This window comes from Wolbachia endosymbiont of Nasonia vitripennis (assembly GCF_048054115.1).
In the GTDB taxonomy this organism is placed as follows: Bacteria; Pseudomonadota; Alphaproteobacteria; order Rickettsiales; family Anaplasmataceae; genus Wolbachia.
In genome coordinates this window covers 31,316-57,255 of sequence record NZ_JAFEVF010000002.1, presented here as the reverse complement: position 1 = coordinate 57,255, position 25,940 = coordinate 31,316, and the positions used below count along the sequence as shown (strand labels likewise).

Sequence of the window (25,940 nt, the reverse complement as noted above, 5' to 3'; positions counted from 1 at the left end):
TAATAACTAAGATGAAGCAAGATATATATATTAGAATCAAAGCTTTCGATTGTTCTTTGTTGGAAAAGTGTATTCGCGAGTTTATTGATCAATTAAAGCAGTTTAATGCAGATTTATCTGGTCCGATTGCGTTGCCAAGAAAAGATTCTAAATTTACTGTTAATAGGTCTCCTCATGTTGATAAAAAATCTCGTGAGCAATTTGAAATGAGAATTTCTAAGCGGTTAATTATTGTACATAATCCTACTTCTACTATGATGAAGATGCTTGCAGATTTATCTTTTTCTGCTGGTGTAGAAGTGGATTTAAAGGTTAAGGAAGTTAATATTTAGGAAAAGGAAATGAAGAGAATAAATTCGCTTAGGAGGATTGGTTTGTTAATGACGAATGTTGGCCATACTGCTATGTATTTTGATAATAGTCGCATGGCTGTAACCTTATTGCATCTCAGCGAAACTTATATTATCGATATAAAAGGACAAGATAAATGTGGCTACAATTCAGTCATTTTAGGCACAGGAGATTTAAAAAAAATAGCAAAACCTCAGTTGGAATATTTAAAGAAAAAGGGTATAAATAGTAAATGTAAATTATACGAAAGTAGATTAACTGATCTATTCGGAATAGAATGTGGTAAAAAGGTGGGGGTTAATCATTTTGTAGTTGGTCAATATCTTGACATTACGGGTTATTCTTTAGGTAAAGGGTTTGCTGGTGTGATGAAGCGGCATAACTTCAGTGGGCTTAGGGCATCTCATGGCGTTTCTATTGCTCATAGATCACAAGGTTCTACTGGTCAATGTCAAGATCCTGGTAGAGTATTCAAGGGGAAGAAAATGGCTGGTCATTTAGGTAATAGCAGAGTAACTGTACAGAATATGAAAATATTATCCATTGATTATGAAAATAGCATAATTGCTGTAAAGGGTAATAATGTTCCTGGGTTTAAAAACTCTTATGTTTTTGTGAGAGATGCGGTTAAAAAGCCTTTACATAAAGATGTTCCTTTTCCAGCAGGTCTGCTGTTGAATATGAGTGATGATGCTAATAATTTGGTGAGTTAGTTATGGAATGTGAATTAGTTGATCTATCTAATAATAATGTAGGTAGTGTTGAGCTTAATCCCTTGATATTTTCTGCCAAGCAAAAATTGAGTATTTTGCATGATATAGTGAGATGGCAATTAGCAAAGAGAAGAGTTGGTGCTCATAAAACAAAGGGTATCAGTGATGTTTCTGGTACAACAGCTAAGCCGTATGGTCAAAAACGTACCGGTAGGGCGAGACAGGGGAGCTTGCGATCTCCTCAGTTTAGAGGTGGTGGAATTATTTTTGGTCCTGTTGTGAGGAGTCATGCTTATTCTCTTAATAAAAAAGTACGTAAATTTGGTTTGAAAATTGCTTTATCTCTAAAATATTTAAATAATCAAGTTATTGTTCTTGATAGTTTAAATGTTGATGTGAAGAAAACATCTAAAATGTGTGAATATATTAAAAATTTTAAATTTTCTTCTTTTTTAATAGTTGGTGATTATGGAGATGATTTGTTACGTGCTGCTAAAAATTTGCATTATGTAGATTTAATCAAACCTATTGGGTTAAATGTTTTTGATATATTGAATCATGAATGCGTGATGTTAACAAAAGACACTTTAAAGCATCTTGAAGGTAGATTGTTATGATTAAATATAATAATATAATAAAATCTCCTGTAATCACAGAAAAGGCTTCTCTTTTAAGAGAGAAGTTTAATAAATACTCTTTGTATGTTTTTGTAAATGTAAATAAGCGTCAAATAAAATCGGCAATAGAGTCTTTATTTAATGTCAGAATTTCTTCTATAAATGTTATTAGAGTTAAACCTAAATATAGACGTTTCAGGGGTGTGGTTGGTTGTAAAAAACAGAGAAAAAAGGTTTATTTTTCTTTGATAGATGGTCAAAAATTAGATATAATGAGCGTTTAATATGGGTATGAAATTTTTTAATCCTGTTACTCCGTCTTCTCGTGGGACTATATTAATAAGTAAAATTGGTTTATCAAAAGATAAGCCGGAGAAGTCTCTTGTATTTGGTAAGAAATCCAGTGGTGGAAGAAATAATCATGGTAGAATTACAACTCGTCACAGGGGTGGTGGTCACAAGAAGAAGTATAGAGTTATAGATTTTAAACGTAACAGAAGTGATCAAGGTATAGTTGAGAAAATAGAGTATGATCCAAATAGAAGTGGGTTTTTAGCATTAATATCATATAAGGAAGATGATATTAAATCTTATATATTAGCTCCTCAAGGTATGAAGCCTGGTGATGTTGTGACAGCTGGAGATGATGCTGATATTTTGCCAGGGAATTGTTTACTACTCAAGCATATACCTGTTGGTTCTTTCGTTCATAATGTTGAGCTGAAGCCAGGTAATGGTGCTGCGATTGCTAGGGCTGCTGGTTGTTATGCGCAAATCGTTGGTCGTGATGGCCAATATGTTTTATTACGACTCAGGTCTGGTCAAATTAGGTTGATTTTATCTTCTTGCAAGGCTACTATTGGTGTAGTATCTAACCCTGACCATAAGAATAGAAAGTTGGGTAAAGCTGGGAGAAGTAGGTGGCTTGGGATTAGACCTGCTGTACGTGGAGTTGCAATGAATCCGGTTGACCATCCTCATGGAGGTGGAGAGGGAAAAACTTCTGGCGGTCGTCATCCTGTTACTCCTTGGGGTGTTGCAACAAAAGGAAACAAAACTAGGAAAAAAAATAAATCTAGTGATAAGTATATAAAAAAATTGAAAGGTTAATTTATGAGTAGATCTGTATGGAAACCACCTTTTTTACACCCATCTGTACTAAGATTAGTTCAGAGAGCTTTAAAAGAGGGTTCTATTAATAAGGTGATAAAAATTCATTCCAGGGCTTCTGTAATTCTTCCTAATTGTTTGGGTTTAAAATTTGCTGTTTATAATGGTAAAGATTACATTCCTGTTAGTGTTGATAATCAGAATATGATAGGTCATAAATTCGGTGAATTTTCACCTACTCGTAAATTTACTGGGCATGGTGGTGATAAAAAGGCAACAAGAAGGTAGGCAATTGATATGAAAAATAGGGATATAATAGTTGAGGCTGGTTCTAAGGTTTTAAGATCAACTCCTCGCAAATTAAATTTGGTTGCTGATTTAGTGCGTAATAAAAAAGTTTCTTTTGCTAATGTACAATTAAGATTTTGTGAAAAAAAGGCTGCCGGTTTTATAATGAAGGTGTTGAATTCTGCAATTGCTAATGCTCAAAATAATTATGGATTGAACGTTGATAATTTATATATAAAGGAAATTTTAATAGGTAAGTCACTTACTTTGCGTAGAGTATATCCAAAAGCTATGGGTAGGGCTAATAGAATGAGCAAATTTTATAGTAATATAACTATAAAATTGAAAGAAATTGTATGATTTATAGAAATGGAAAATTAATAAGGAAAGTGTAAAAATATGGGACAGAAGGTTAATCCTAAAGTATTTAGATTGCAAATAAATAGTAATACCTGGGATTCTGTTTGGTGTGCTACGGACGATTATAAACAGAAATTGCATCAAGATCTATTTATTCGCAGTTATATAAATGAATCCTTTAAGCATGCTGGTATTTCTAAAGTAACTGTAGAGCGTACAGTTACTTTAGTGTCTGTAATAATACATTCTTCTAAACCTGGGGTTATAATAGGTAAGAAAGGTTTGGATGTTGAGAAGATAAAGCAAAAAATAGCTAAAAAAGTAGAAAGTAGTGTTGAAGTGAATGTAGTAGGAGTTAAAAAGTCTGAAATAGATGCAGTTTTAATATCAAGGAGTATTACACATCAGCTAGAAAAAAGGATTTCATGTAGAAGAGCGATGAAAAAAGCTATTCAAAATTGTTTGAAGATGGGTGCTGAGGGTATTAAAGTAAGTTGTTCTGGGCGTCTTGGCGGAGCTGAAATAGCTCGTACTGAATGGTACAAAGAAGGTCGTTTGCCTTTACACACTTTGCGTGCTAATATAGATTATGCTTTTTGTGAAGCGAAGACTATATGTGGTATTATAGGAGTTAAAGTTTGGGTTTATGTTGGTAGTTAAGGTATATTGAAATGTTTGTTCCCAAAAAGAGTAAATATAAAAAGGTATTTAAGGGGAGAATCAAGGGTAATGCTAAGGGTGGTAGCACGCTGTCTTTTGGAGATTATGGATTAAAAGCTATGGAAGTAGGTAAGGTTCAGTCTAAGCATATTGAAACTGCAAGGCGCGTAATATCTAGAACGTTAAAACGCTCTGGTAAAGTGTGGATAAGAATTTTTCCTGATACCCCGGTTAGTAAAAAGCCAGCAGATGTACGTATGGGTAAAGGGAAAGGTAGTGTTGAATTTTGGGTATTTAAAGCTAAGCCCGGTAGGGTTTTGTTTGAAATTAGTAGTGATGTTCCCATGCATTTAGCAAGATTGGCGCTTGAAAAAGCGACTGCTAAGCTTCCTATGAAGTGTAAATTTATATCTAATCATAATTGAATGGAGTTGCAATGGATATAGTTAAATTTGAATCAGAATCTTCACAAGGATTACATGAACTTCTTGTGAATTTGAGGAAAGAATTTGTTAATTTGGCTTTTCAAAAAAAGCTGGGCCAGTGCAACAATTTTTCGCGTTTTAGCTTAATAAGAAAGAGCATAGCTCGTAGTCTAACTGTATTAAATAGAAGAAAGAGAGAGGGAAAAAATGCCTAAGAAGGTTTTTTGTGGTGTCGTAACTAATGCTGAGTCTGATAAGACTGTAAAGGTTTCGGTGTTACAAGTGTATAAGGATAGGCTGTATAAAAAAGTTATTAAAAAATACAAGAAGTATACAGCACATGATGAGAATAATAGTTGCAAAAAGGGAGATAGGGTTTTAATACAGGAACATAAGCCTATTTCTGTTACTAAAAAATGGGTTGTTATCAATAGCTAAAAAGGAATAGGTATTTATATGATTCAAAAAAATACATTGTTAGAAGTAGCTGATAATTCTGGTGCGCGTGCAGTGCTTTGTATTGGCTTGTTAGGTGGTAGGAAATCTGCATCTGTAGGTGATACGATTATTATATCTACTAAGTCTATTAACCCAAAAGGTAAAGTTGAAAAAGGAAAAGTATATAAAGCAGTTGTTGTTAGAGTAAAAAATAGTGTTAAGAAATCTGATGGTTCTGTAATTCGTTTTTCTAGCAATGCTGTGGTTTTAATTAATGATCAAGGTGAACCACTTGGCACTCGGGTGTTTGGTCCAGTAAAAAAGTTGTTATCTGGTTCTTTTATGAAAATAATGTCATTAGCTGATGAGGTTTTATAATGAGTGCTAAAATAAAAAGTGGTGATGATATTATAGTTTTAACTGGTAAAGATAAGAGAAAAATTGGTAAGGTAATCAAAGTTATAATACGTGATGCTAAAAAGAAAGTAGTTGTTTCTGGCGTAAATGTGTGTAAGAGACATACTAAACCAAGAGCTGGTAGTGGTGGTGGTATATTGAATAAAGAGTTAGCTATTGATGTATCCAATGTTGCAATATTGGATCCTAAGTGTAAAACTCCAACTAAAGTAGGATTTAAGATTATAGATGGTAGAAAAGTGCGTTTTGCAAAAGTTTCTGGAGAAGTGATAGATTAGGTTGATATGTTTAAACAATTGTATAAAGATAATATAGTAAAATCCTTAAAGGATAAGTTTAATTACAGCAATGTAATGCAAGTGCCTAAACTTGTCAAGGTGTGTATCAATATGGGCGTTGGAGATGCTGCTACGGACAATAAAGCGATAAATGAGCCATTTGATAATCTACATTTGATTGCTGGGCAAAAGCCTGTGTTAACCTTTGCAAAAAAATCTATTTCTGGTTTCAAAATTAGAAAAGGTGCAACTGTAGGTTGTAAAGTGACTTTGCGTAGAAATAAAATGTATGAATTCTTAGAAAGATTAATATATATTGCTTTGCCAAGGGAAAAAGATTTTAGAGGGTTTAGTGTGAAGCAATTTGATGGTCATGGTAATTTTTCCCTTGGTATCAAGGAGCATATATCATTTTTAGAAATAGACTATGATAAAATAAGTAAAATTAGAGGTATGGATATTAATATTATAACAAGTGCAGTTAGTGATAAGGAAGCAAAGGAATTATTACTGGCTCTTAAATTCCCTTTTTTTGATAATTGAGAGAAAATATATATGGCAAAAAAATCCATGATACAGAAGAATCTTCGTAGAATAAAGTTATGCGATCAATATAGGGAGAGAAGGGAAGAATTAAAATCTATAATGAATAATAAGGATTTATCTATTGCAAAAAGGTTTGCAGCTCAAAGTAAGCTGATTAAAAAATTGCCTAGAGATTCTTCTAAAATCAGAATTAGGAATAGATGCGCTTTAACTGGTAGGCCGAGAGGAGTATATAGAAAATTTGGTTTATGTAGGATTGTTTTACGTGATTTGTGTTCTTTTGGACAAGTTCCAGGGGTTACAAAATCTAGTTGGTAAATGTGATATAAGGAGTGTAATAGTGTCGTTATCTGATGGTATTGGTGATTTTTTAACAAGAATACGTAATGCTCAATTGGCAATGCATAGGGAAACAAGAGTCCTATTCTCTAAAGTGAATTCTTCTATATTGAAGATCTTAAAAGAGGAAGGGTATATTCTTAATTATGAAAAGCAAGAGAGTGATAGTATCCCTTCGCTTGTTGTGCAGTTGAAGTATTATGATAAATCACCTGTGATTAATGATATAGCTAGGGTATCAAAGCCCGGTTGTCGTTATTATTCTAAGTGTAAGGACATTTCTAAAGCATATAATGGTCTTGGAATTTTTATTATATCTACACCGAAAGGAGTGATGACCGATTATAATGCACGTAGATTAAAAGTTGGTGGAGAAGTTTTGTGTCGTGTATTTTAAATGATAGGAGAAATGTATGTCTCGTATAGGTGCCGCACCTATCAATATTCCTGCTGATCTTTCAGTTGAATATAATGATGGTAGGGTATTAATAAGAAGTGTTAGGGCAGAAAAAGAGCTGAACTTGTGTAGTGGCATTCTGTGTCAGATAGTTGATAATCAATTGTTACTTTCTGTTGATCAAGGCAGGGATGATTATGATAAAATAAAATCTATATGGGGCACTTATAGAAGTAATATTAATAACATGATTAACGGTATGGTTAATGATTTTTCTGTTGATCTTGAGATTAATGGTGTGGGGTATAAAGCAGAATGTGATGATAAGTATTTGACTTTATATCTTGGTTATAGTCATAATATTAAGTATAAAGTGCCTAAAGACGTTGAGATTAAGTGTATAAAGCCAACTCATTTAGTGATTCGCGGTATGGATAAGCAAAAAGTCTATATGGTGGCTTCTGATATATGCAAAATTAGAAAATATGATCCTTATAAAGGTAAGGGTATTGTAATAAAAGGCAAATTTATGCTGCGTAAGGTTGTAAATAAAAAGAAGTAATTAAAATGAAAAGATTGTATAATTTTTTAAGTAGCTATGAAAAAAAGGAAACTTCGTAATAGAGCGAAGCTCGATAAGAGCGCTGGACGTTTACGTGTATCCGTATTTAAGTCTAATAAACATTTTTACGTTCAGTTGATTAACGATGCAAAAGGAATAACCCTAGCTTCTGCTTCTACTTTGGATGATAAAATTAGGAATGTATGTAAAGGTAGGGTCAATGCTGAAACTATAAAACAGGTTTCTTCTTTATTGATTGAGCGTCTGCCTAGTACAAAATTGCAGCAGCGGTTCGTCTTTGATCGGGGAGCATATAAGTATACAGGATTGATTTCTCAATTTGCTGAGGCTTTAAGAAGCTCTGGATTTAAATTTTAGAAGGTTTTAAATATGGCTGTAAAGAATTTACAAAATAATAATGATTTATCAGAACTTTTGGTTTCAGTGCGAAGGGTAACAACGGTTACTAAAGGTGGTAGAAGATTTTCATTTTCAACTTTGGTTGTTGTTGGTGATGGTAAGGGTAGGGTAGGATGTGGAATAGGTAAACACGCAGAGGTTGCTGAAGCAAGAGTGAAAGCTGTAAATGCTGCAAAGAAGTCGATGATTAGGGTGTACTTACGTGAAGGTAGAACTTTACATCATGATATTAAAGCTAAATTTTGTTCTGGTGAGATAGTTTTAAGAGCTGCAAGAACTGGAACAGGTATTATTGCTGGTGGAGCAATGAGGTCGGTTTTTGAGGTATTAGGTATAAAGGATGTGGTAGCTAAGTCTACTAGATCAAATGATCCCCATAATATTATATGTGCAGTATTTAAGGCTTTTGATGTTATGTTATCTCCTCGCCAAGTGGCAGGTAAGAGGGGTAAAAAGATTAGTGAGATAGTTGGAAATAGGTAAAGTATGAATGATGCTGTAAAATTAAATTCTGTGTTTACCAAATTATCTAAGAAAAAGAAGCCTAAATTATTAGGTAGAGGTATTGGTTGTGGTAAAGGTAAAACATCTGGTAGGGGGCATAAAGGGCAAAAAGCGAGAAGTGGCGTTTCTATAAATGGTTTTGAAGGTGGACAGCAGTCTATATATACTCGTTTACCTAAAAGAGGTTTTAAGCCTATACGCAAAAACTTATACTCTATATTTAATGTTGGTGATGTACAGTGCTTAATGGAAGCTAAAAAAATAGTCAAGGATTCTATCATAGATAAGGAGCTACTGCATAAATTAGGTTTTATCAGATCTGTTAAAAGTAAAATCAAACTTCTTAATAAGGGTAAATTAAGCGAAAAATTTGTGTTTCATGTTGATTTTGCATCAGAAGCTGCAAAAAGATCTGTAGCTTCAGTTGGTGGTAGTGTAGAAATACTATCGTAAATCATGAGCAGTAAATTTGCATTTAATAGTTTGGATTCTACGTTGTTATATAAAAGTGATTTACTAAAGCGTATATTTTTTACGCTAATGGCTTTAGTTTGTTATCGTTTAGGCACTTATGTTCCTATTCCTGGAGTTAATCTTGATATAATCAATGATATATTTCCAAAAGAGAGTTCTGGTGTTTTTGGAGTATTTAATTTATTTTCTGGTGGCGCTTTAGCTAGAATGACGATCTTGGCGTTAAACGTTATGCCATACATAGTTGCATCCATAGTTATGCAATTATTATCTTCTGCCGTTAAAGGAATCAATGAAATTAAAAATGAAGGAGAGTTAGGACGTCGAAAGATGAACTCTTATATACGCTATATGACTATAGTGTTTTGTATCTTTCAATCAATTACGATCTTAATAGGGTTAGAAAGAATGAATAGGGAAGGGGTATTAGTTGTAGTTGAACCTGGTATTATGTTTCGTACTATAGGTGTCTTTAGCCTTTTAGGTGGAACTATATTTTTAATATGGCTTGGTGAGCGGATCAGTGTGAGCGGTATAGGCAATGGTATCTCATTAATCATTTTTACTGGCATAACATCTGAATTACATAATGCTTTATCATCTCTGCTAACATTAAATAAAAATGGTAGTATGTCGTTTTTCATTACCCTTTTTGTTATAGCATTGTTTTTTTTACTGCTCCTTTTAGTCATTTTTACAGAATCTTCTTATAGAAAGGTAATTGTTCAATATCCCAAAAAACAGTTTAAAAAATTACATAATGATGATTTTACTTACATTCCATTGAAGATCAATTTATCTGGTGTAATACCAACTATTTTTGCTAACGCAATTCTATTAACACCTATTTCAATTGCAAATTTCTATAAAGGTCATGCCATTGCTGATTTTATTTTAAACTACTTTATGGCAAATAAAGTGATGTACATTATAACTTACTTAATACTCATAGTACTTTTTAATTTTTTCTATACCAATTTTATATTTAATCCAGAGGAAAATGCTGATTTTCTTAGGAAAAATGGTGGTTTTATTCCTGGTAGAGGGCCTGGAAAACATACTTCTGATTATCTTCAAGATATAGTTTTTAAATTAACATTTATTGGGTCTGCGTATTTGGTGGTAATATGTACTATACCTGAAATTATGAGGTATCATTATGATATACCATTTATTTTTGGTGGGACGAGCTTGCTGATTATAGTTAACGTTATTACTGATACTATTATGCAAGTACAATCTTATGTTTTTTCAAATAGGTACGATAGTTGGATAAAGAAATATGAGTCTAAAACAAGGAGACTAAAGTGATTATTACAATTTTTGGTCCTCCTGGCTCTGGTAAGGGTACTCAGTCCAGTTTGTTAATAGCAAAGTATAATTTTAAATTAGTTTCAGTAGGAGATTTATTAAGGAATATTATATCTAGTGGGAGTAAATTAGGTAAAGGAATAAAGGATACTGTTGAATCTGGTAATTTAATTCAAGATGAAGTTATATGTAAATTATTGTGTGACCAGCTTGCATTAATAGATGGTGATTTTTTGTTAGATGGTTTTCCAAGAAATTTAAATCAAGCTCATTTTTTAACTCAAGTTTTGCAAAAAAGATGCAATAGGGATGTTGATCTTGTAATTGAGTTGCAGCTTGACGATAATATTGCAATTGATAGATTAAAAGATCGTCTTACTTGTTTGGATTGTAAAAGTATATATAGTATATCTTCTTTTAAGGATACTACTTGTGCTAAATGTAAAAGTACGAGATTGGAGAAGAGAATTGATGATGCTAATATGCTTGCAATTAATAAGAGGATAAGAGAATATCATTCTCAGATAGAGGGTTTGCGCGAGTATTATAAGGACAAGTTGTTAACAATTAACGCTAATTTGAGTGTTGATAGAGTAATGCAAGAGATTGAAAGTAAAATTTCTTGTAATTTGATTTGACTATAAGTTGTTTTATGGTATAAATTAAGAGTTATTATTAATAAAGTATCGAGGTATCAGTGGCACGTATTGCAGGCATAAATGTTCCGGTGAAGAAGTGTATTCCTTTTGCATTAACTTATATACATGGTATAGGTATTACTACTGCGAATATAATTTGTCGTAGCTGTAAAATTGATGAGCGTAAGCGTGTTTCAGAATTACAAGATGAAGATATAGAGAAAATTAGTAGTTTTATTAGGCAAAAATATGTCATAGAGGGTGAGCTCAGAAAAAAAGTGGCTATGGATATAAAATCTTTAATAGAAATCGGTTGCTATAGAGGATTAAGGCATAGAAAAGGTTTGCCTGTGAGGGGACAAAGAACCCATACTAATGCTAAAACTCGTAAAGGCAGATCTAAATTGCCTATTGCTGGAAAAAAATAAAATTTGTTATTATCGTGAGTTTTTATGAAAAAAGTTAAAACGGTTGGTAAGAATACAAAAAGGTTTATTACTGGTATTGTCCATATTCGTGCAACTTTTAATAATACTTTTGTAAATGTGACTGATGTTTGTGGTAATACGCTTTACCAGACTTCTGTTGGTGCATGTGGTTTTTCTGGTTCGAGAAAATCCACACCTTATGCTGCAGGTAAGGTTGCCGATTCTGCTGCGAAGAAAGTAATAGAGAGATTTGGTATGAAGGTTGTTTCTGTAATAATTCGTGGTCCTGGTTTTGGTGCAGAAGCTGCAGTTAAAGCACTTCGGAATTGTGGATTGACTGTCACTTCAATTGCAGATAAAACGGCGATACCTCATAATGGGTGTAGACTAAGGAAAAAAAGAAGAGTATAGGATATTTGGAAGGTTTTTGTATGTATTATAGTGATAATGTCTCTTTCTTTGGAAATTTAGATAGATTAACTAAGCCTAATGCGATTAAGGTAATATCAGGTGATTCAAGTAAAAAAAGTGATATAGTTCTAGAACCTTTGGAAAGTGGTTTTGCTTTAACGTTGGGTCATGCATTAAGGCGTGTAATGTTGTCTTCTCTTCGCGGTAGTGCTGTTTATGGAATAAAAATTGAAGGCGTGAATCATGAATTTACTTCGATCCAGGGAGTTAGGGAAGACATAACTGATATAGCATTAAATATGGGCATGTTGAGATGTAAGTTAAATAACACGTCTAATAAGTGCTTAAATTTGAGCGCTAAAGGGCCTTGTCAAGTATTAGCTGGAATGATAGAAACTGATGACCAATGCTCTATTGTTAATAAAGATTTGGTGATATGTACACTAGGTCAAGATGTGGAGCTTAACATTACTATATATGTTGCTAGCGGAAAAGGTTATCTTCCTGTAAATAAATATAAAGAAAATGAATTTTTAAAGCTTATGAATGAACAAGATTTAATTGGTTTTATTCCAGTTAATGCTTTATATAGTCCTGTCGAGAGGGTTTCGTATAGAGTAGAGAATAGTCGTGTTGGTCAAGTTACTGATAAAGATAAGCTAATATTGTCAATTGAAACTGATGGTACAATCTCTCCAAGTCAAGCTGTTGACTATGCTGCAAGAATATTACAGGAGCAATTTCAGCCTTTTATTAGTTCTGATATGAGTTATAAAAAATCGCAGGTTTCTTTGTCTAGTGGTGCTAAAGATTTGGGCTATGATCCTGTTCTATTGCGTAAAGTAGATGAAATGGAATTATCTGTTAGATCTCATAACTGTCTGAAAAATGAAAATATCACTTATATAGGTGATCTTGTGCAAAAGACGGAAGTTGAAATGTTAAGAACTGCTAATTTTGGCCGAAAGTCTTTGAATGAAATCAAGGCAATTTTAAATAATTCAGGTTTGTCTTTGGGTATGAATATACCAAATTGGCCGCCTAAGGATATAGATGAACTGGCTAAACAACATACTGATGAGGATTAGGTAGTATATGAAACATGGAATAAAGAAAAATAAACTGTCTCGTTGTACCGAGCATAGGTTATCAATGTTAAAGAATCTATCTATCTCGTTAATTAATCATGAGCAGATTGTAACTACTTTACCAAAGGCTAAAGCACTTCGTCCATATGTGGAAAAGTTTATTACAATTGCTAAGAATAACGATTCTTTACATGGTAGAAGGCTTTTGCTTTCACGTCTTCATAATAGTAAGTTAGTAGTTGATAAATTATTAAGCGTTCTAGCTAATCGTTATCAAGACCGTAAAGGTGGATATTCTAGAATAATAAAATTTGGTACTCGAAAGGGTGATTGCGCTCCAATGGCAGTGATAGAGCTAGTTGATAGAGATATTTCAGCAAAAGGTGAGATTTATAGTAAAAATAAAAAAGGAAGCAAAGTAGTTACACAAAGCTAATTATTCTTTTTATGGTAAGTAGGTTACGCTATTTTGTAGGTTACTTTGGAGAATTGTTAGTTTCGATATATTTAAAGCTGAAATTCTATAATGTTATAAAACGTCGCTTCCGTTGTAAGTTGGGTGAAATTGACTTAATTGTATCTAAAAAAAGGGAGCTGATTTTTATAGAAGTTAAAACAAGTTTATTTGGAAAAGAAGTACCGATATCTCATTTTCAGTGTCAGTCTATTATAAATTCTTCTAAATATTTCTTAAGTAAAAATCTTGATTTTTTAGATTATTCAGTCAGATATGATTTATGTTTTCTTTCCTTAAGGAGAAGACCTATTTATATAAAAAATGCTTGGATTGAACAATGGTAGCTAAAATAATTTAGATTTACTAGAACAGGTAATTGAATATGAAAAACAATAATTTAGTTTCATCTTATGCTAGAGCACTGTTTCATGTCTCAGGAAGCAGATTAGGTATTATAAGAAAAGAAGTAGAATTTTTGTTAGCTTTTTTTAAAGATCAAGATGTTTTTGTGTATCTATCTCATCCTATGGTTTCTCTTTTGCACAAAAAAGAAGCGATACTTTCTATAAAGGAGAACTTGAGTGAAAACTTAGTCAAATTTATTATGGTTACACTTGCAAACAAGCGCTCCCGTTTATTAATCCTTATATTAGAAAAATTCTTAAATCTTGTAAGGGAAAGTGAAAATGAATTGGAAATTACTATAAAATCAGCAGAGATTTTAAAGAAACCTGATATAAAAATAATTACTGAATCTTTGAACTTTCTTGGTAAAATAATAAAAGTCAGTCATGTGGTTGATCCTTCTATACTAGGTGGCTTTGTAGTTAGGTATGGTTTTAACGTGATTGATGCTTCGCTTAAGAGTTATTTGGATAGATTGGTTGATTTGAGTAAAATGGAAATGTTGAAAATAAGGAATTGTATATGAAGAATAGCATAAATGCCTCTGAAGTAGTAAACATAATAAAAGAGAAGGTTGAGACATTTGATAATCCTATAAAACGAGAAAATATAGGTGAAGTAATTTCAGTAACGGATGGTATCACATTGGTCTATGGGCTGGAAAAAGCAAAGTTTGGTGAAAAGGTATCTTTTGCAAGCGGTGTAGAAGGAATAGTTCTTGATTTAGATCATGATACAGCTGGAATAGTTGTGCTTGGCAATGACCGTGATGTAAAAGAAGGGGACGTTGTAAAATGTAGTGGTGATGTTGTACAGGTGCCTGTAGGTCATGAATTATTAGGGAGAGTTGTAAATGCATTAGGCGATCCTATAGACGATGGCGGAGAAATTAGAGCCAAGAACAAAATGTATATAGAATCTAGAGCGCCAGGTATTATTGACCGTAAATCTGTGCATGAACCTCTGCAGACAGGAATTAAAATTATAGATTTGTTGATTCCTATAGGTAGAGGGCAACGTGAATTAATTATTGGCGATAGACAAATTGGTAAAACCACTATTGCGATTGATACTATTATCAATCAGAAGAAGATTAATGATGAGGTAAACGAAAATCAAAAAATTTACTGTGTTTATGTTGCTATTGGACAAAAAATTTCGACAGTAGCAAAAGTGGTGAATAAGCTAAAAGAAAGTGGAGCATTAGAGTATACAACTGTAGTTGTGGCTAGCGCATCTGACTGCGCGCCTATGCAATTTTTAGCACCTTATACCGGTTGCACTATTGGAGAATTTTTCCGTGATAATGGAATGCATTGCTTGGTGGTATATGATGATTTATCTAAGCATGCTGTGGCATATAGGCAGATGTCCTTATTGCTCAGACGTCCTCCTGGTCGTGAAGCTTATCCTGGAGATATATTCTATGTACACTCTCGCTTGCTTGAAAGAGCTGCCAAAATGTCTGATGAAAAAGGACAGGGATCTTTGACTGCTTTGCCGATTATTGAGACTCAGGCTGGTGATGTATCTGCATATGTTCCAACTAATGTGATTTCAATTACCGATGGACAAATTTTTCTTGAGTCTGAATTGTTTCACAAAGGATTTCGCCCTGCAGTGAATATAGGTTTATCGGTTTCTCGGGTTGGCTCTGCTGCACAATTGAAATCTGTGAAAAAAGTTGCTGGTTCTATAAAGCTGAGTTTGGCCCAATATAGAGAACTGGAAGACTTTGCTAAATTTGGTTCTGATCTTGATGCTACTGTTCAATTGTCCTTAAACAAAGGTAAATACCTTATTGAATTATTAAAGCAAAAACAGTATTCACCTATGCAAATAGAAGAGCAAGTATTGCTTATGTATATCTTTTCTAATCTGTATGGTCAATTAAATAAGGTACAGGTGAGCAACATCAATAGGTTCGAGTGTGATCTTATCAATTATTTTCAAACTGTTCACCCTGGAGTTTTAAAAAAGTTGTCAGGTGACATGAATGATGATATAAAAGATGATATTCTTGGTATTGTGAGTGATTTTGTCACTCAATTTAATTGCGTTTAGGTGGTGATTATGACTTCATCCATTGTTAACAAGTTTCCTATTACAAGGGAAGGTTTTGAGAGTATGCAAGTCGAACTTGAGAAATTAAAGGAAGAAAAACCTTCTATCATACAGGCTATTTCTGATGCTCGTGATCAAGGCGATTTATCTGAAAATGCAGAATATCATGCAGCACGGGAAAGATTAAGTTTTATTGAAGGCCGCATAATTGAGGTAGAAAGTAAACTTTCACATGCAGAAGTGATAGAAGTAAAAAATTTGTCTGGTGATACAGTAATGTTTGGTGCAACTGTTACGGTAAGCATGCTCGGTGATGATAACAGTGAAATAGAATATGTTTATAAAATTGTAGGTGGGTATGAAGCTGATGCTTCAAAGCAGTTGATCTCTACGGATTCACCACTCGGTAGTGCTTTAATTGGCAAAAAAGTTGGTGAGTATGTGGAAGTGATAGTGCCAAATGGAGAGAAATTGTATAAAATAGTTAAGATTGAGTTTAAGTAAATCATGGTACAAGTAACTTATCCTTCAATTAGTCTACCCGGTATTTCTTCTGTGGAAGATGTATTGAGGGATGCTAGTTCTGGTAAATTATTCATTTTAGTTGACGATGAAAACAGAGAGAATGAAGGTGATCTGATTGTATTAGCTGAGAAATTAGAGCCAGAACATGTGGCTTTTATGGTTAGATACGGTACAGGGATTGTTTGTTTAGCAATGACTAAAGTTCACATGAAAAGGTTAGGCCTTAGTTTCATGGAAAAAAAAAATGTTGGTGAAAATCATACTGCTTTTACTACATCAATTGATGCACGTTATGGTATTACTACGGGTGTTTCAGCTGAGGATAGAACAAAAACTATACATGTTGCTATTGATAAAAATAGAACTCAGGATGACATTATAACTCCCGGTCATATTTTTCCTGTCATTGCACATGAGGGTGGAGTAGAGCAACGTGCTGGTCATACTGAAGCAAGTGTTGAGATAGCTAAGTTAGTGGGATGTAATCATTCTGCAGTTATTTGTGAATTAGTGAATGATGATGGCTCTATGATGCGCTTACCCCAGTTGCTTGAATTTGCTGAACAACATAATATTAAGTTAACTACCATTGATAAACTTATCAGTTACGTTCAAAATTTAAACTAGCGTTTATAGATTCGTATAGTTTAAGTGTTAAAATATAAAATTCCTCAAAGTTATACAAACAAGGAATTTCCATGTCTAAGCTTTTTGTTTTACTATTTTTTTTCGTATACTGTAATAGCGCTTACTCTGTTAGTATTATTAGAGATAGTGAAGTGGAAGCGGTAGTTAAGGATCTAGCGCAACCTTTATTTTCTGCTGCGGGTATTGATAATGATAAAATAAAAGTTTTTATAGTTGATGATAGATCGATTAATGCTTTTGTAATTAACAATAATAGCATTTTCATTCATTTAGGGCTTTTACAATATTCGACTGAACCTTATGTCTTACTTGGTATATTAGCACATGAAATTGCTCATATATCTGCTGGTCATGTATTACAAATGAGTAGTGCTGTAGGTTATTTTCAATCAATAGCAATGGTTAGTTATATGGTAGGATTAGTTTCTAGTATTGTCATTAACCCTCAGGTTGCGAGTGCAATCTTGCTTAGTGGTGTAACGCTTAGTTCAAGGTTGTTTTTTAACTATTCTCAAGAGCAAGAGAGTGTAGCAGATAGCTATGCTTTAAGATACCTAGATGAATCTGGCTATGATAATTTGGGTATGAAAGAGATTTTTGACTATTTTAAGAGTATTGAGCATGAAAACACTGAAGAGTATTTCCGCACTCACCCACTTAGTGATAAGCGTATATTTGCTGTACAGAATTATAAGGTTAAAAACAATATAAAACCAATCCTTGCAGATAAATTGCTGAAGTTTGAGCGTATGGTTGCAAAGCTAGACTCTTTCTTTGCTCCTATTCATGTGTTATCTAATAAATATGAAGGTAGTTCTAAGTATGTAAATGCTGTAATTCACTATAGGCAAGGAAAGATCGAAGAGGCTATTACTAAAGTTAATTCATTGATTCAAGAGTCACGCAATGATCCTTATTTATATGAATTAAAAGCGGAGATGTTATACAAAGCTGGAAATTTAAGTGAAGCAATAAAAATGTATGAAGAATCACTTAGATATTTATCTGAGAAGAATAACTATTTAGTGAAACTTGCGTTATCTCATACTTTATTATTACACGGTGAAATAGAGAAGGCAATTTTTTACCTAGAGCAGGTTGCAAACGTAGAAACAAATAACGCCTTTGTCTGGAAGTATTTAAGTATTGCATATAAACGTAGCGCTGATATGGCAATGTATTATTTTGCTTTGACGAAAAAGGCTTGTATTGAAGGTAATTTAGAGAAATTTATGAAGTACGCTGAGTTAGCTATTAAAACTTTACCGAAAGACAGTCATTATTTGTTACAGATTGAAGACATGAAGGAACAATACACACAAAAACATCCTGATTTTTAAGTTATTTTTCCCCACACTTGCTCAACATACTATCTTGTTTAATGCTATCGGGTATAATTTTCATTATAATCGCTTTGGCACCAAAAAATACACCACAAAACATACCTAGGGCAAAGAGAGCTGGCCATGGCATTCTACCAAATATTGCAAGCAAAGCTGCACCTATTATGACTACAGTCATAAGTGGCCCACCTATTCCCCAAATATAACCAATAATATTGCATATTACTTGGGCAGTTGTATCATCTATATCAGTAGCAGCATTTGCGTAATCTGAAAAAGAGAGAAACAGCACTATACATAAAGCATTAAAAAATTTTTTTATTATATAGCTCATTCTTTTGCCTCCAAGTAATAAACTAGTGTGAATCTAAATTTATATATATATTTATTTTAGGGTAAAACTCATAGTTTGTCCATAAATAAGTGTTGCTACATAAATAGCCCACCATTGATGTTAAGCACATGCCCCGTTATATATCTTGCTTCGTCGCTTGCTAAAAACAATACTCCTGCTGCTATTTCTTTCCCTGTTCCCATTCTTTTCATTGGAATGTTATCTAATATTTTTTCTTTTTGTTTTTCATTTAAAACTTCAGTCATTTTAGTATCTATAAATCCAGGAGCAATGCAATTTACTGTTACACCGCGACTTGCAACTTCTTTTGCTATAGATTTGCTCATAGCTATCATTCCAGCTTTAGAAGCTGCATAATTTGCCTGCCCAGCATTGCCTGTTAAACTTACTATTGAGGAAATATTTATAATTCTTCCCCAATTATTTTTAATCAGTTTCCTGCATGCTTCTCTATTTAACTTAAACGTGGAGTTCAAATTAATGTCAATCACCTTTTGCCATGCTTCATCTGTCATTCTCAGCAATAAACTGTCTTGTGTAATGCCTGCATTGCATATGAGCCCATCAAAGCCTTTCATCGACTCACCTGCTTCATTTATTAGTTGATTTACCTCCTCAGCATTTGATAAGTCACAAGGGAGTACATGAATGTTTTTTTCATATTTTTTAGCAACTTCTTCTAGTACTTCTTTTTTTGTGCCAGAGATACATAAAGTTGCTCCGGCTTTATGCATAACCTCTACAATTGCCTGCCCTATTCCGCCTGATGCACCAGTAATCAGAAATTTCCTGTCTTCTAATCCGAACATGATAATTTTTATATTATCCCAGCTCTTAACAGAATATTAAAAGACTTGCAATAGATTTTTTTCATAACTTTCATTTAATAGAAGATTCTTGACAAATCTTGTGTTTATTGGCGAAATTATGGCGGCTGCATACCTTTTTTTATTTTTTTCTATTCAGCCTAAACACGCTTCGTTTAAGCGTTAGCACATTATCAATTACAGTAATAAAATCAGCACCATGTGGATTTTTTTGCCTTTTTTTGATTGGTAAATTTCTTAACACTTATAGCTAAAGTAATTTAAGAGAGCCAGCGCGTGACTAGTTCTTATTACTTGATCAGTCTTCTGGATCCCAGTGTCTGGGCACTGGGATGACAGGAGTGTGAGATAAGGCTACATTCATACTCCAACAGGAATGACATCATAGAGGTCATTGAGATGACAGGAAAGAATACTTGAATGACAATAGGGACACTAGAATGAAAGGAAAAGAGGCTATTTAATTGTGCTGAATTTTACAAAATTTATTACTCCTGCCTGACAAATTTATTAGAATAGTATGTATAGTATGTTTATTAGTGAAAATCCGAAAAAAATGCAAGAAAAGTTAATATATTACTTTAGCCAAAGCAACTGTGAAGGTAATGCAGCAATGAGAAATCTACTAGGAGGGAAGGGAGCAAATCTGGCAGAGATGTGTAACATTGGCATTCCTGTTCCACCTGGTTTTACAATTTCCACTGCTGTTTGTCAGGCCTATTGTCAAGATAATGAATTGTCTTGTGATCTACGTAACGAGATAAAAAACTACATGGCGATGCTCGAAAGTGACATCGGTTGTAAATTCGGGGATTCAAATAATCCTTTATTAGTTTCCATACGCTCTGGTAGTGTGAATTCAATGCCGGGCATGCTTGATACTATTTTAAATGTTGGTCTAAATGATGAAACCGTTGTTGGGCTTGCAAAAAAAAGTGGCGAACGTTTTGCTTACGATAGCTACTGCCGTTTCATCATGATGTACTCCAATGTTGTACTACAGCTTGATCATCACCTATTTCAAGATGTTATTGATAATGAGCAGCAAAAGAGTGGAGCAAAAAGCTTAGCTGATCTTGATGTTAATGTTTTAAAGAAAATTGTTAATGATTTTAAAGAGATAGTATGTGAGAAAATAGGAAAAAATTTCCCGCAGAACGTTGAAGAGCAATTGTTAAACTCAGTTAATGCAGTATTTGCCTCTTGGAAAAATGATAGGGCTGTTTCCTATAGAAGAATACATAATATTCCTGAAAACCTTGGAACAGCGGTCAACGTGCAAGCAATGGTTTTTGGTAATTTAAATGATAATTCTGCAACCGGCGTGGTATTTACACGTAATCCTTCAACTGGAGAAAAAAAGCTTTTTGGTGAGTTTTTAGTTAATGCTCAGGGTGAGGATGTGGTTTCTGGTGTTTATACTCCTATGCCAATTGACGGGGAGCAAGAAAGTACCATGGAGAAGTTGCTACCAAGTGTCTACCGAGAATTATGCGCGGTATGTGAAAAACTTGAAAGTCATAATAAGGACATGCAGGATATCGAATTTACTGTACAGGACGGTAAGTTATGGATTTTGCAGACTAGGTCTGGCAAGCGCACAGCCGAAGCTGCTATTCGCATAATAGTTGATATGGTAAACGAAGGAGTGATTACAAAAGAGGAAGGAATATTGAGAATTGATCCAAAAACTTTTGACAATTTATTGCATCCAGTTCTTGATGTTAAAATCGATCAAGAAGTAATAGGCAAAGGACTGCCAGCTTCTCCAGGTGTTGCTTCTGGATATGTAGTATTCAGTGCAAGTGATGCTGAAAAAGCTGCAGAGCAGGGTAAAAAAGTAATTTTGGTAAGATCAGAGACGAGCCCTGAAGATATTAATGGAATGAATGCTGCAAGTGGAATAGTAACAGCGCGAGGAGGTATGACCTCGCATGCCGCTGTTGTAACTCGTGGAATGGGTAAACCATGCATTTGTAGTCTAAATGGACTTTATATTGATAAAGATGAAAAATTTCTTTCTATGGGGGATATAAAAGTAAATAAAGGTGAATCAATCACCATCAATGGAGGAACAGGAGAGGTTATGCTTGGTATTCTTCCTACAATTTTGCCTGAATTATCTCAAGAATTCAAAACGATAATTAACTGGGTAGATGAAATCAAAACAGTGAAGGTGAGAGCGAATGCTGATACTCCAAAAGATGCAAAAATTGCAAAAGAATTCGGTTCAGAAGGTATAGGATTATGTCGCACAGAACATATGTTTTTTGCTAGTGATAGAATCGAATTCATTCAAAAGTTGATAATAGCTGATGATGAAAATGAAAGGACAAATGCATTAAATAAACTCGAAGAAATGCAAAAGTCTGATTTCAAAGAAATATTTTCTATTATGGAGGGCAGGGAGGTTACTATACGTTTACTTGATCCACCTCTACATGAGTTTTTGCCCCACAATCAATCTATTATAGAGAAAATTGCCAAATCACTGAATAAGTCAGTTGAATCAGTAAAAAATAAAATAGCACAGTTATCAGAAAAAAATCCAATGCTTGGCCATCGAGGTTGTAGACTTGCTATTTCTCATCCTGAAATATATGGCATGCAAATTAGGGCAATACTCAGTGCTGCAAGTGAATTAAGGAAAGAAAAGAAGATAGAAGTGAAACCTGAAATCATGATTCCTTTTATCATGAGTGAGAAAGAGTTTATTCTGATATGCGAGTTAATAAAGAAAGAAGCCGAAAATTTCGATGTGAACTATTCAATTGGAACGATGATAGAACTGCCAAGAGCAGCACTTATTGCTGACAAACTCGCAAAACACGCAGAATTTTTTAGTTTTGGCACTAATGATTTAACACAAACAACTATGGGACTTTCACGAGATGATTCAGTTAATTTCCTCGATTCTTATAAGGAAAGCAACATATTCAAAAACGATCCCTTTGAGGTGCTAGATGTCGAAGGGGTAGGGGAATTAATCAGAATAGCTATCGAAAGGGGCAAAAAAACCAGAAAAGAAATTAAACTTGGTATATGTGGAGAGCATGGAGCGAATCCACAGTCCATAGAGTTTTTCATCAAATCAGGGGTTGATTATGTGTCATGCTCGCCTTATAGAGTACTGGTTGCAAAATTAGTGGCAGCACAGCTTAGCATAAGTTTGTTGGGTAAATAGCGATAACTAACTGTGCGAACATAGATTCCGCTAACAAGTAGCGGAATGATGATTTTTCAAATTGTCGATAAATCTAAGTCAGTTTAGCTATTTTGCTGCTGCTTTTTCTTTTCTTAATATCTTAAGAAAGATTGACTTTTTGTCTAAAATAATATAGGATAAAATAATAGTGAGTGAGGTAAAAATGTCAATATCAAAAGAACGTAAGGAATATTTACTAGAAAAGTTTAAATATGCTGCCAAAGAATTTGGCAAGTCTGGTACAAAGTCCAATCATCTAGCAGTACCAAAGGAACAGCAACTCTCTATTGATTTAGGTAATAGAAAAGTTTTTGGTATCATAAATAAGATTCTGTATTGGATAGAGAATAATTTTACTTATTTTTTTCCACGATATAATTTGTTTCCAGAAGTTGGAGTTGAAGGAAGAAAAATTCCTGGAACTAATACAAGGGTTAAGTATTTTAACTCTGATGAACAATTTGATCAAAGAAAATTTATTGGCGAGCAAGATGGGGAACTTAAGTTATACAACTTAGAGGGCAAATTATATGATACAACTGATAAAATTAGTAAGGGTAAAAAAGGTTGTGTAGCTTATGTTATCACGCTTGATGGAAAATTAGTAACTCATGAACATATTAATGTTAACAAAAGCGAATGGGCTTATCGTCATTCAACTCTTGCAGGCGGTAAGCCGATTTTATGTTCTGGTTTAATGAAAGTGGTAAATGGTAAAATAACTTATATAGACAATAATAGCGGGCATTATAAACCAGAATCAGCAAACTTATACAATGCAGTGAAAAAGTTAGAAGGTCTATTTTCGAAAGATGCGAAAGTTGTTTGCTTACCATATTGGATTAGCTTGAAAAAACAAATTCCGCTTACACGCAAAATTAATCTAGCCAAACGAGAGCCAGTAGAGGAATTCTTGAAAAGGATGGAGAAAAAAGGGAAAGATGGATTGACTCAATATGAAAGACATTTTGAAAAGATAAAGAAATTTAATGAGCAATATGAACAAAAATTGCTTCTTGCAAACTATAAGTCACCTACAAATGAACTGTCCTACAAACCAACTATACATAAAAAACACAGATTGAAATACTCTGAATATATTAACTTACACCTTAATTTTTTGAAAGAGTTTGATGAAAGTCCTGAAGTGCAAAAAATAGCAATAGAACATTCAATAAGAAGGGTTATTGGAGCAAATTATGGCCATAAGCCTACAGTTGCGCTTGCTAAGGCACAGGTAAATAGATAAAGATGGAAAGCTGCAAGAAACGGACGAAATAGTAGGTATAAATGTTGCTTTTCACCATGAGAATGATCGTGATGGCTTTGCTAAACTTCTAGATTTTAAAAAGTATAGCTATATTTGCGAACCTCATTTGCAAGATAAAAAAAATAGAGCAGATATGGAAAAATTAATGCCCAATAAACATACAGTTTTTATGAGTACAGACCAGGCTAATAAATTTATAAAGGGCACTTTACAAATTAAAATTGATAGTGTTGAGCAATTGGGTGTTGGTTTAGTGATGGGCTAAAGCTCTGTTTAAATATATATTTAGTTTTGTTACAATATTCTTATTTTCATCATATAATATGATGGAAATTTTATGCACAACTTTTTTATTTGATTAAAAATTGCACTTTTGCAATAAAAACTTATTTATTGTAAGAAAACTTGCTCATATAAAACTATTTATAGAGTGACAATAGCTGTGTTATACTTACACTTCTGATTCGAAAACTTATGCAGTTATTTCTAACAAGATTGGTCAATAAATTTTACTGTTTAAGGATGAGAAACAAAGTAATCATCGTTTCTGGTATTGCTCTTATTCTACTGTTTTTTATCAACAGTACATTTTTAAAAAAAGATCAGGCGGTTCATAGTGATAATCCAATTAGTAGTTTTTCAGTAAAAACTCAGGATTATACTCCACAAAATCGCACTGTATATTTAAATTTTTCTGGTACGGTAAATCCCTTGCATAGGGTCAGCCTTGTCTCAAGAACAAGTGGTCAAGTTATTGCTATTTATTTGTCTGATGGTGAAAAAGTAAAAAGAGGCGATGTAATTTTAAAGATAGAAGATTATGACAGAGTTGCACAAGTTGAGAAAGCCAAAGCTTTATTAAATCAGCGTGAAATTGAGTATGATTCCTCTCGAAAATTGAATAAAAAAGGCTATGGAGCACAGATAAGAGTGGAATCAGCTTTTACTGCATTGCAGAGTGCAAAAGCTGACCTAAAAAGGCTAGAATTGGATTTAGAAAACACTGCGATTAAATCTCCTATTGATGGTTATATAGATAAGATCAACGTAAATGAAGGGGATTTTGTTAATCTTGGACATAAGATAACTGACATAGTTAATTTTGATCAGGTTCTTGTAGTGTTGTATGTTTCAGAAAATGAAGTAAATAAAATAAAACTGGGTAGTGCAGCGCAAATTAATTTGCTAGACGGAAGGGAATTAGTAGGTGAAGTGAGTTTTATTAGTAAAATTGCTGAGCCTAAAACTGGATCTTATAGAGTGGAGGTAAAGGTAACTGATAATGAGATTATATCTTTGCAAGGACTGACTGCTAGTGTAAGTCTCCCTTCAGGTGAAAGATTTGCATATAAAATTCCTTCTTCGGCCTTAAGCTTAAGTGACGATGGTGTTCTTGGAATAAAGATTGTTGATGACAATAATTATGTAGTATTTACACCAATAGAAATTGTTGATCATGAAAACGATGGTGTTTGGGTGGTGGTAAATAACGAAGATAAGCCTATAAAGTTAATAACATTGGGCCATCTATTTGTTAAGCCTGGTGATAAGGTTTAAGACATAACTTCAGTGTCAGTTACTTGAATGACACCGAAGGGGCTACTCGAATGACATTATGAAAGCTGGGATGACAAGAAAGGAAGCACTGGTTTCACATGCACCTAAACAGATACAGTTGAACAGGTTTCATTTACTGCTGTGGAGCTACGTTTGGAATTTTGCTATCATCTTATATGATTTGGGAGTGTTAAATAAACTGTGTCAAATCGCATTTTTAGTTCAACTCGATTTTTAACCTACCAGGAAAAAAGATATCAAGTTGAGAGATAGTTAAAGCCCAATCATGTATAGGCATAGTCCATTTCTCTCCTGCCTTCTTTATAGCACAATATACCTGTTTATACAAGGCATTTGTGCTAGTAAATGAGCCCTTGGTTTTAGTAAATTTTCTGATCTGTCTATGTAGTCCCTCAATAGGATTTGTGGTATAAATTAACTTTCTTACAGGGCCGGAATATTTAAATGTAATAGTTTAGACTTGATCTGACAGGCATGAATTAACTGAC

The 25,940-nt window shown here is 33.6% G+C and carries 35 protein-coding genes and 3 pseudogenes; 35 read left to right on the top strand and 3 right to left on the bottom strand.

Features of this window, described 5'->3' with window-relative positions:
* Positions 1 to 11: 11 nt before the first annotated feature.
* From rpsJ to JR053_RS00585, 32 genes and pseudogenes are all read left to right on the top strand, one after another.
* A complete protein-coding gene (gene rpsJ / locus JR053_RS00740; protein ID WP_012482004.1) occupies positions 12 to 332 on the top strand; it encodes a 30S ribosomal protein S10 in 321 nt (106 codons plus the stop codon).
* A gap of 9 nt (positions 333 to 341) precedes the next feature.
* On the top strand, positions 342 to 1,064 hold the full coding sequence (gene rplC / locus JR053_RS00735; RefSeq protein ID WP_029237662.1) for a 50S ribosomal protein L3: 723 nt from the start codon (positions 342 to 344) through the stop codon (positions 1,062 to 1,064).
* Between the two features lie 2 nt (positions 1,065 to 1,066).
* Entirely contained in the window at positions 1,067 to 1,681 is a 615-nt protein-coding gene (rplD, locus tag JR053_RS00730; protein WP_006012216.1) for a 50S ribosomal protein L4, read from the top strand.
* Entirely contained in the window at positions 1,678 to 1,965 is a 288-nt protein-coding gene (locus tag JR053_RS00725; RefSeq protein WP_010404680.1) for a 50S ribosomal protein L23, read from the top strand. The genes rplD and JR053_RS00725 overlap by 4 nt, the downstream gene beginning before the upstream one ends.
* 1 nt (position 1,966) lies before the next feature.
* Positions 1,967 to 2,791 carry a 50S ribosomal protein L2 gene (gene rplB, locus JR053_RS00720; RefSeq protein ID WP_010404684.1) on the top strand — a complete coding sequence of 275 codons (825 nt, stop codon included), beginning with the start codon at positions 1,967 to 1,969 and terminating at the stop codon, positions 2,789 to 2,791.
* Between the two features lie 3 nt (positions 2,792 to 2,794).
* Positions 2,795 to 3,079 carry a 30S ribosomal protein S19 gene (gene rpsS, locus JR053_RS00715; RefSeq protein WP_010404687.1) on the top strand — a complete coding sequence of 95 codons (285 nt, stop codon included), beginning with the start codon at positions 2,795 to 2,797 and terminating at the stop codon, positions 3,077 to 3,079.
* Positions 3,080 to 3,088: 9 nt separating this feature from the next.
* Positions 3,089 to 3,439 (top strand): 50S ribosomal protein L22, encoded by a 351-nt coding sequence (rplV, locus tag JR053_RS00710; protein ID WP_007302537.1) that lies wholly within the window; start codon positions 3,089 to 3,091, stop codon positions 3,437 to 3,439.
* 39 nt (positions 3,440 to 3,478) lie between these two features.
* The gene (rpsC, locus tag JR053_RS00705) at positions 3,479 to 4,099 is read left to right on the top strand and encodes a 30S ribosomal protein S3 (RefSeq protein ID WP_007302538.1); all 621 of its coding nucleotides are present in this window, start codon (positions 3,479 to 3,481) and stop codon (positions 4,097 to 4,099) included.
* An 11-nt stretch (positions 4,100 to 4,110) separates the two neighbouring features.
* Entirely contained in the window at positions 4,111 to 4,524 is a 414-nt protein-coding gene (gene rplP / locus JR053_RS00700; protein WP_006012233.1) for a 50S ribosomal protein L16, read from the top strand.
* An 11-nt stretch (positions 4,525 to 4,535) separates the two neighbouring features.
* Positions 4,536 to 4,739 (top strand): 50S ribosomal protein L29, encoded by a 204-nt coding sequence (gene rpmC / locus JR053_RS00695; protein ID WP_007302540.1) that lies wholly within the window; start codon positions 4,536 to 4,538, stop codon positions 4,737 to 4,739.
* Positions 4,732 to 4,962, top strand: a complete 231-nt coding sequence (rpsQ, locus tag JR053_RS00690) for a 30S ribosomal protein S17 (protein WP_010404696.1) — start codon at positions 4,732 to 4,734, stop codon at positions 4,960 to 4,962. Before rpmC ends, rpsQ begins: the two co-directional genes overlap by 8 nt.
* An 18-nt stretch (positions 4,963 to 4,980) precedes the next feature.
* Entirely contained in the window at positions 4,981 to 5,340 is a 360-nt protein-coding gene (rplN, locus tag JR053_RS00685) for a 50S ribosomal protein L14 (RefSeq protein WP_007302542.1), read from the top strand.
* On the top strand, positions 5,340 to 5,657 hold the full coding sequence (gene rplX / locus JR053_RS00680) for a 50S ribosomal protein L24 (RefSeq protein WP_010404700.1): 318 nt from the start codon (positions 5,340 to 5,342) through the stop codon (positions 5,655 to 5,657). Before rplN ends, rplX begins: the two co-directional genes overlap by 1 nt.
* A 6-nt stretch (positions 5,658 to 5,663) precedes the next feature.
* Positions 5,664 to 6,200, top strand: a complete 537-nt coding sequence (gene rplE / locus JR053_RS00675) for a 50S ribosomal protein L5 (protein ID WP_010404703.1) — start codon at positions 5,664 to 5,666, stop codon at positions 6,198 to 6,200.
* A gap of 12 nt (positions 6,201 to 6,212) precedes the next feature.
* Positions 6,213 to 6,521, top strand: a complete 309-nt coding sequence (gene rpsN, locus JR053_RS00670) for a 30S ribosomal protein S14 (RefSeq protein ID WP_007302545.1) — start codon at positions 6,213 to 6,215, stop codon at positions 6,519 to 6,521.
* A gap of 22 nt (positions 6,522 to 6,543) precedes the next feature.
* Complete coding sequence (gene rpsH / locus JR053_RS00665) at positions 6,544 to 6,939, top strand: 30S ribosomal protein S8 (RefSeq protein WP_007302546.1); 396 nt, start codon at positions 6,544 to 6,546, stop codon at positions 6,937 to 6,939.
* 16 nt (positions 6,940 to 6,955) lie between these two features.
* On the top strand, positions 6,956 to 7,501 hold the full coding sequence (rplF, locus tag JR053_RS00660; RefSeq protein WP_010404706.1) for a 50S ribosomal protein L6: 546 nt from the start codon (positions 6,956 to 6,958) through the stop codon (positions 7,499 to 7,501).
* A gap of 5 nt (positions 7,502 to 7,506) precedes the next feature.
* Positions 7,507 to 7,879: pseudogene (gene rplR, locus JR053_RS00655) on the top strand (50S ribosomal protein L18).
* Between the two features lie 12 nt (positions 7,880 to 7,891).
* The gene (gene rpsE / locus JR053_RS00650) at positions 7,892 to 8,404 is read left to right on the top strand and encodes a 30S ribosomal protein S5 (protein ID WP_010404712.1); all 513 of its coding nucleotides are present in this window, start codon (positions 7,892 to 7,894) and stop codon (positions 8,402 to 8,404) included.
* Positions 8,405 to 8,407: 3 nt separating this feature from the next.
* Positions 8,408 to 8,878 carry a 50S ribosomal protein L15 gene (rplO, locus tag JR053_RS00645; protein WP_006012263.1) on the top strand — a complete coding sequence of 157 codons (471 nt, stop codon included), beginning with the start codon at positions 8,408 to 8,410 and terminating at the stop codon, positions 8,876 to 8,878.
* Positions 8,879 to 8,881: 3 nt separating this feature from the next.
* A complete protein-coding gene (gene secY, locus JR053_RS00640) occupies positions 8,882 to 10,210 on the top strand; it encodes a preprotein translocase subunit SecY (protein WP_010404717.1) in 1,329 nt (442 codons plus the stop codon).
* Positions 10,207 to 10,848 (top strand): adenylate kinase family protein, encoded by a 642-nt coding sequence (locus JR053_RS00635; RefSeq protein ID WP_010404720.1) that lies wholly within the window; start codon positions 10,207 to 10,209, stop codon positions 10,846 to 10,848. The genes secY and JR053_RS00635 overlap by 4 nt, the downstream gene beginning before the upstream one ends.
* A 59-nt stretch (positions 10,849 to 10,907) precedes the next feature.
* The gene (rpsM, locus tag JR053_RS00630; RefSeq protein ID WP_010404723.1) at positions 10,908 to 11,276 is read left to right on the top strand and encodes a 30S ribosomal protein S13; all 369 of its coding nucleotides are present in this window, start codon (positions 10,908 to 10,910) and stop codon (positions 11,274 to 11,276) included.
* Positions 11,277 to 11,300: 24 nt separating this feature from the next.
* A complete protein-coding gene (gene rpsK / locus JR053_RS00625) occupies positions 11,301 to 11,687 on the top strand; it encodes a 30S ribosomal protein S11 (protein WP_006012273.1) in 387 nt (128 codons plus the stop codon).
* A 20-nt stretch (positions 11,688 to 11,707) separates the two neighbouring features.
* Positions 11,708 to 12,775, top strand: a complete 1,068-nt coding sequence (locus JR053_RS00620) for a DNA-directed RNA polymerase subunit alpha (RefSeq protein ID WP_010404728.1) — start codon at positions 11,708 to 11,710, stop codon at positions 12,773 to 12,775.
* A 7-nt stretch (positions 12,776 to 12,782) separates the two neighbouring features.
* Positions 12,783 to 13,211, top strand: a complete 429-nt coding sequence (gene rplQ, locus JR053_RS00615; protein WP_010404731.1) for a 50S ribosomal protein L17 — start codon at positions 12,783 to 12,785, stop codon at positions 13,209 to 13,211.
* 11 nt (positions 13,212 to 13,222) lie between these two features.
* On the top strand, positions 13,223 to 13,576 hold the full coding sequence (locus JR053_RS00610; protein WP_010404733.1) for a YraN family protein: 354 nt from the start codon (positions 13,223 to 13,225) through the stop codon (positions 13,574 to 13,576).
* A 38-nt stretch (positions 13,577 to 13,614) separates the two neighbouring features.
* Complete coding sequence (gene atpH, locus JR053_RS00605; RefSeq protein WP_007302557.1) at positions 13,615 to 14,163, top strand: ATP synthase F1 subunit delta; 549 nt, start codon at positions 13,615 to 13,617, stop codon at positions 14,161 to 14,163.
* The gene (gene atpA / locus JR053_RS00600) at positions 14,160 to 15,701 is read left to right on the top strand and encodes a F0F1 ATP synthase subunit alpha (RefSeq protein ID WP_010404737.1); all 1,542 of its coding nucleotides are present in this window, start codon (positions 14,160 to 14,162) and stop codon (positions 15,699 to 15,701) included. The genes atpH and atpA overlap by 4 nt, the downstream gene beginning before the upstream one ends.
* Positions 15,702 to 15,710: 9 nt before the next feature.
* Positions 15,711 to 16,205 (top strand): transcription elongation factor GreA, encoded by a 495-nt coding sequence (greA, locus tag JR053_RS00595; protein ID WP_007302559.1) that lies wholly within the window; start codon positions 15,711 to 15,713, stop codon positions 16,203 to 16,205.
* Positions 16,206 to 16,208: 3 nt separating this feature from the next.
* Complete coding sequence (gene ribB, locus JR053_RS00590; protein ID WP_007302560.1) at positions 16,209 to 16,853, top strand: 3,4-dihydroxy-2-butanone-4-phosphate synthase; 645 nt, start codon at positions 16,209 to 16,211, stop codon at positions 16,851 to 16,853.
* A gap of 71 nt (positions 16,854 to 16,924) precedes the next feature.
* Positions 16,925 to 18,214 carry a M48 family metalloprotease gene (locus tag JR053_RS00585; RefSeq protein WP_010404741.1) on the top strand — a complete coding sequence of 430 codons (1,290 nt, stop codon included), beginning with the start codon at positions 16,925 to 16,927 and terminating at the stop codon, positions 18,212 to 18,214.
* 1 nt (position 18,215) lies between these two features.
* On the opposite strand, the gene JR053_RS00580 is transcribed toward JR053_RS00585, so the two are convergent.
* Positions 18,216 to 18,551: a TrbC/VirB2 family protein gene (locus tag JR053_RS00580; protein ID WP_007302562.1), complete on the bottom strand. Its 336-nt coding sequence runs from the start codon at positions 18,549 to 18,551 to the stop codon at positions 18,216 to 18,218.
* Between the two features lie 95 nt (positions 18,552 to 18,646).
* Positions 18,647 to 19,381: a 3-oxoacyl-[acyl-carrier-protein] reductase gene (fabG, locus tag JR053_RS00575; protein ID WP_010404744.1), complete on the bottom strand. Its 735-nt coding sequence runs from the start codon at positions 19,379 to 19,381 to the stop codon at positions 18,647 to 18,649.
* 547 nt (positions 19,382 to 19,928) lie between these two features.
* Between fabG and ppdK the strand changes: the two genes are divergently transcribed.
* The 3 genes and pseudogenes from ppdK (at position 19,929) to JR053_RS00560 (ending at position 25,431) form a co-directional block, all read left to right on the top strand.
* Entirely contained in the window at positions 19,929 to 22,583 is a 2,655-nt protein-coding gene (gene ppdK / locus JR053_RS00570; protein WP_010404758.1) for a pyruvate, phosphate dikinase, read from the top strand.
* Positions 22,584 to 22,767: 184 nt separating this feature from the next.
* Positions 22,768 to 24,139: pseudogene (locus JR053_RS00565) on the top strand (hypothetical protein).
* Positions 24,140 to 24,396: 257 nt separating this feature from the next.
* Positions 24,397 to 25,431 (top strand): efflux RND transporter periplasmic adaptor subunit, encoded by a 1,035-nt coding sequence (locus JR053_RS00560; protein WP_010404763.1) that lies wholly within the window; start codon positions 24,397 to 24,399, stop codon positions 25,429 to 25,431.
* Positions 25,432 to 25,648: 217 nt separating this feature from the next.
* Here the strand turns inward: JR053_RS00560 and JR053_RS00555 are convergent.
* Positions 25,649 to 25,897, bottom strand: a pseudogene (locus tag JR053_RS00555) (transposase); the annotation flags it as partial.
* Positions 25,898 to 25,940: the final 43 nt, after the last annotated feature.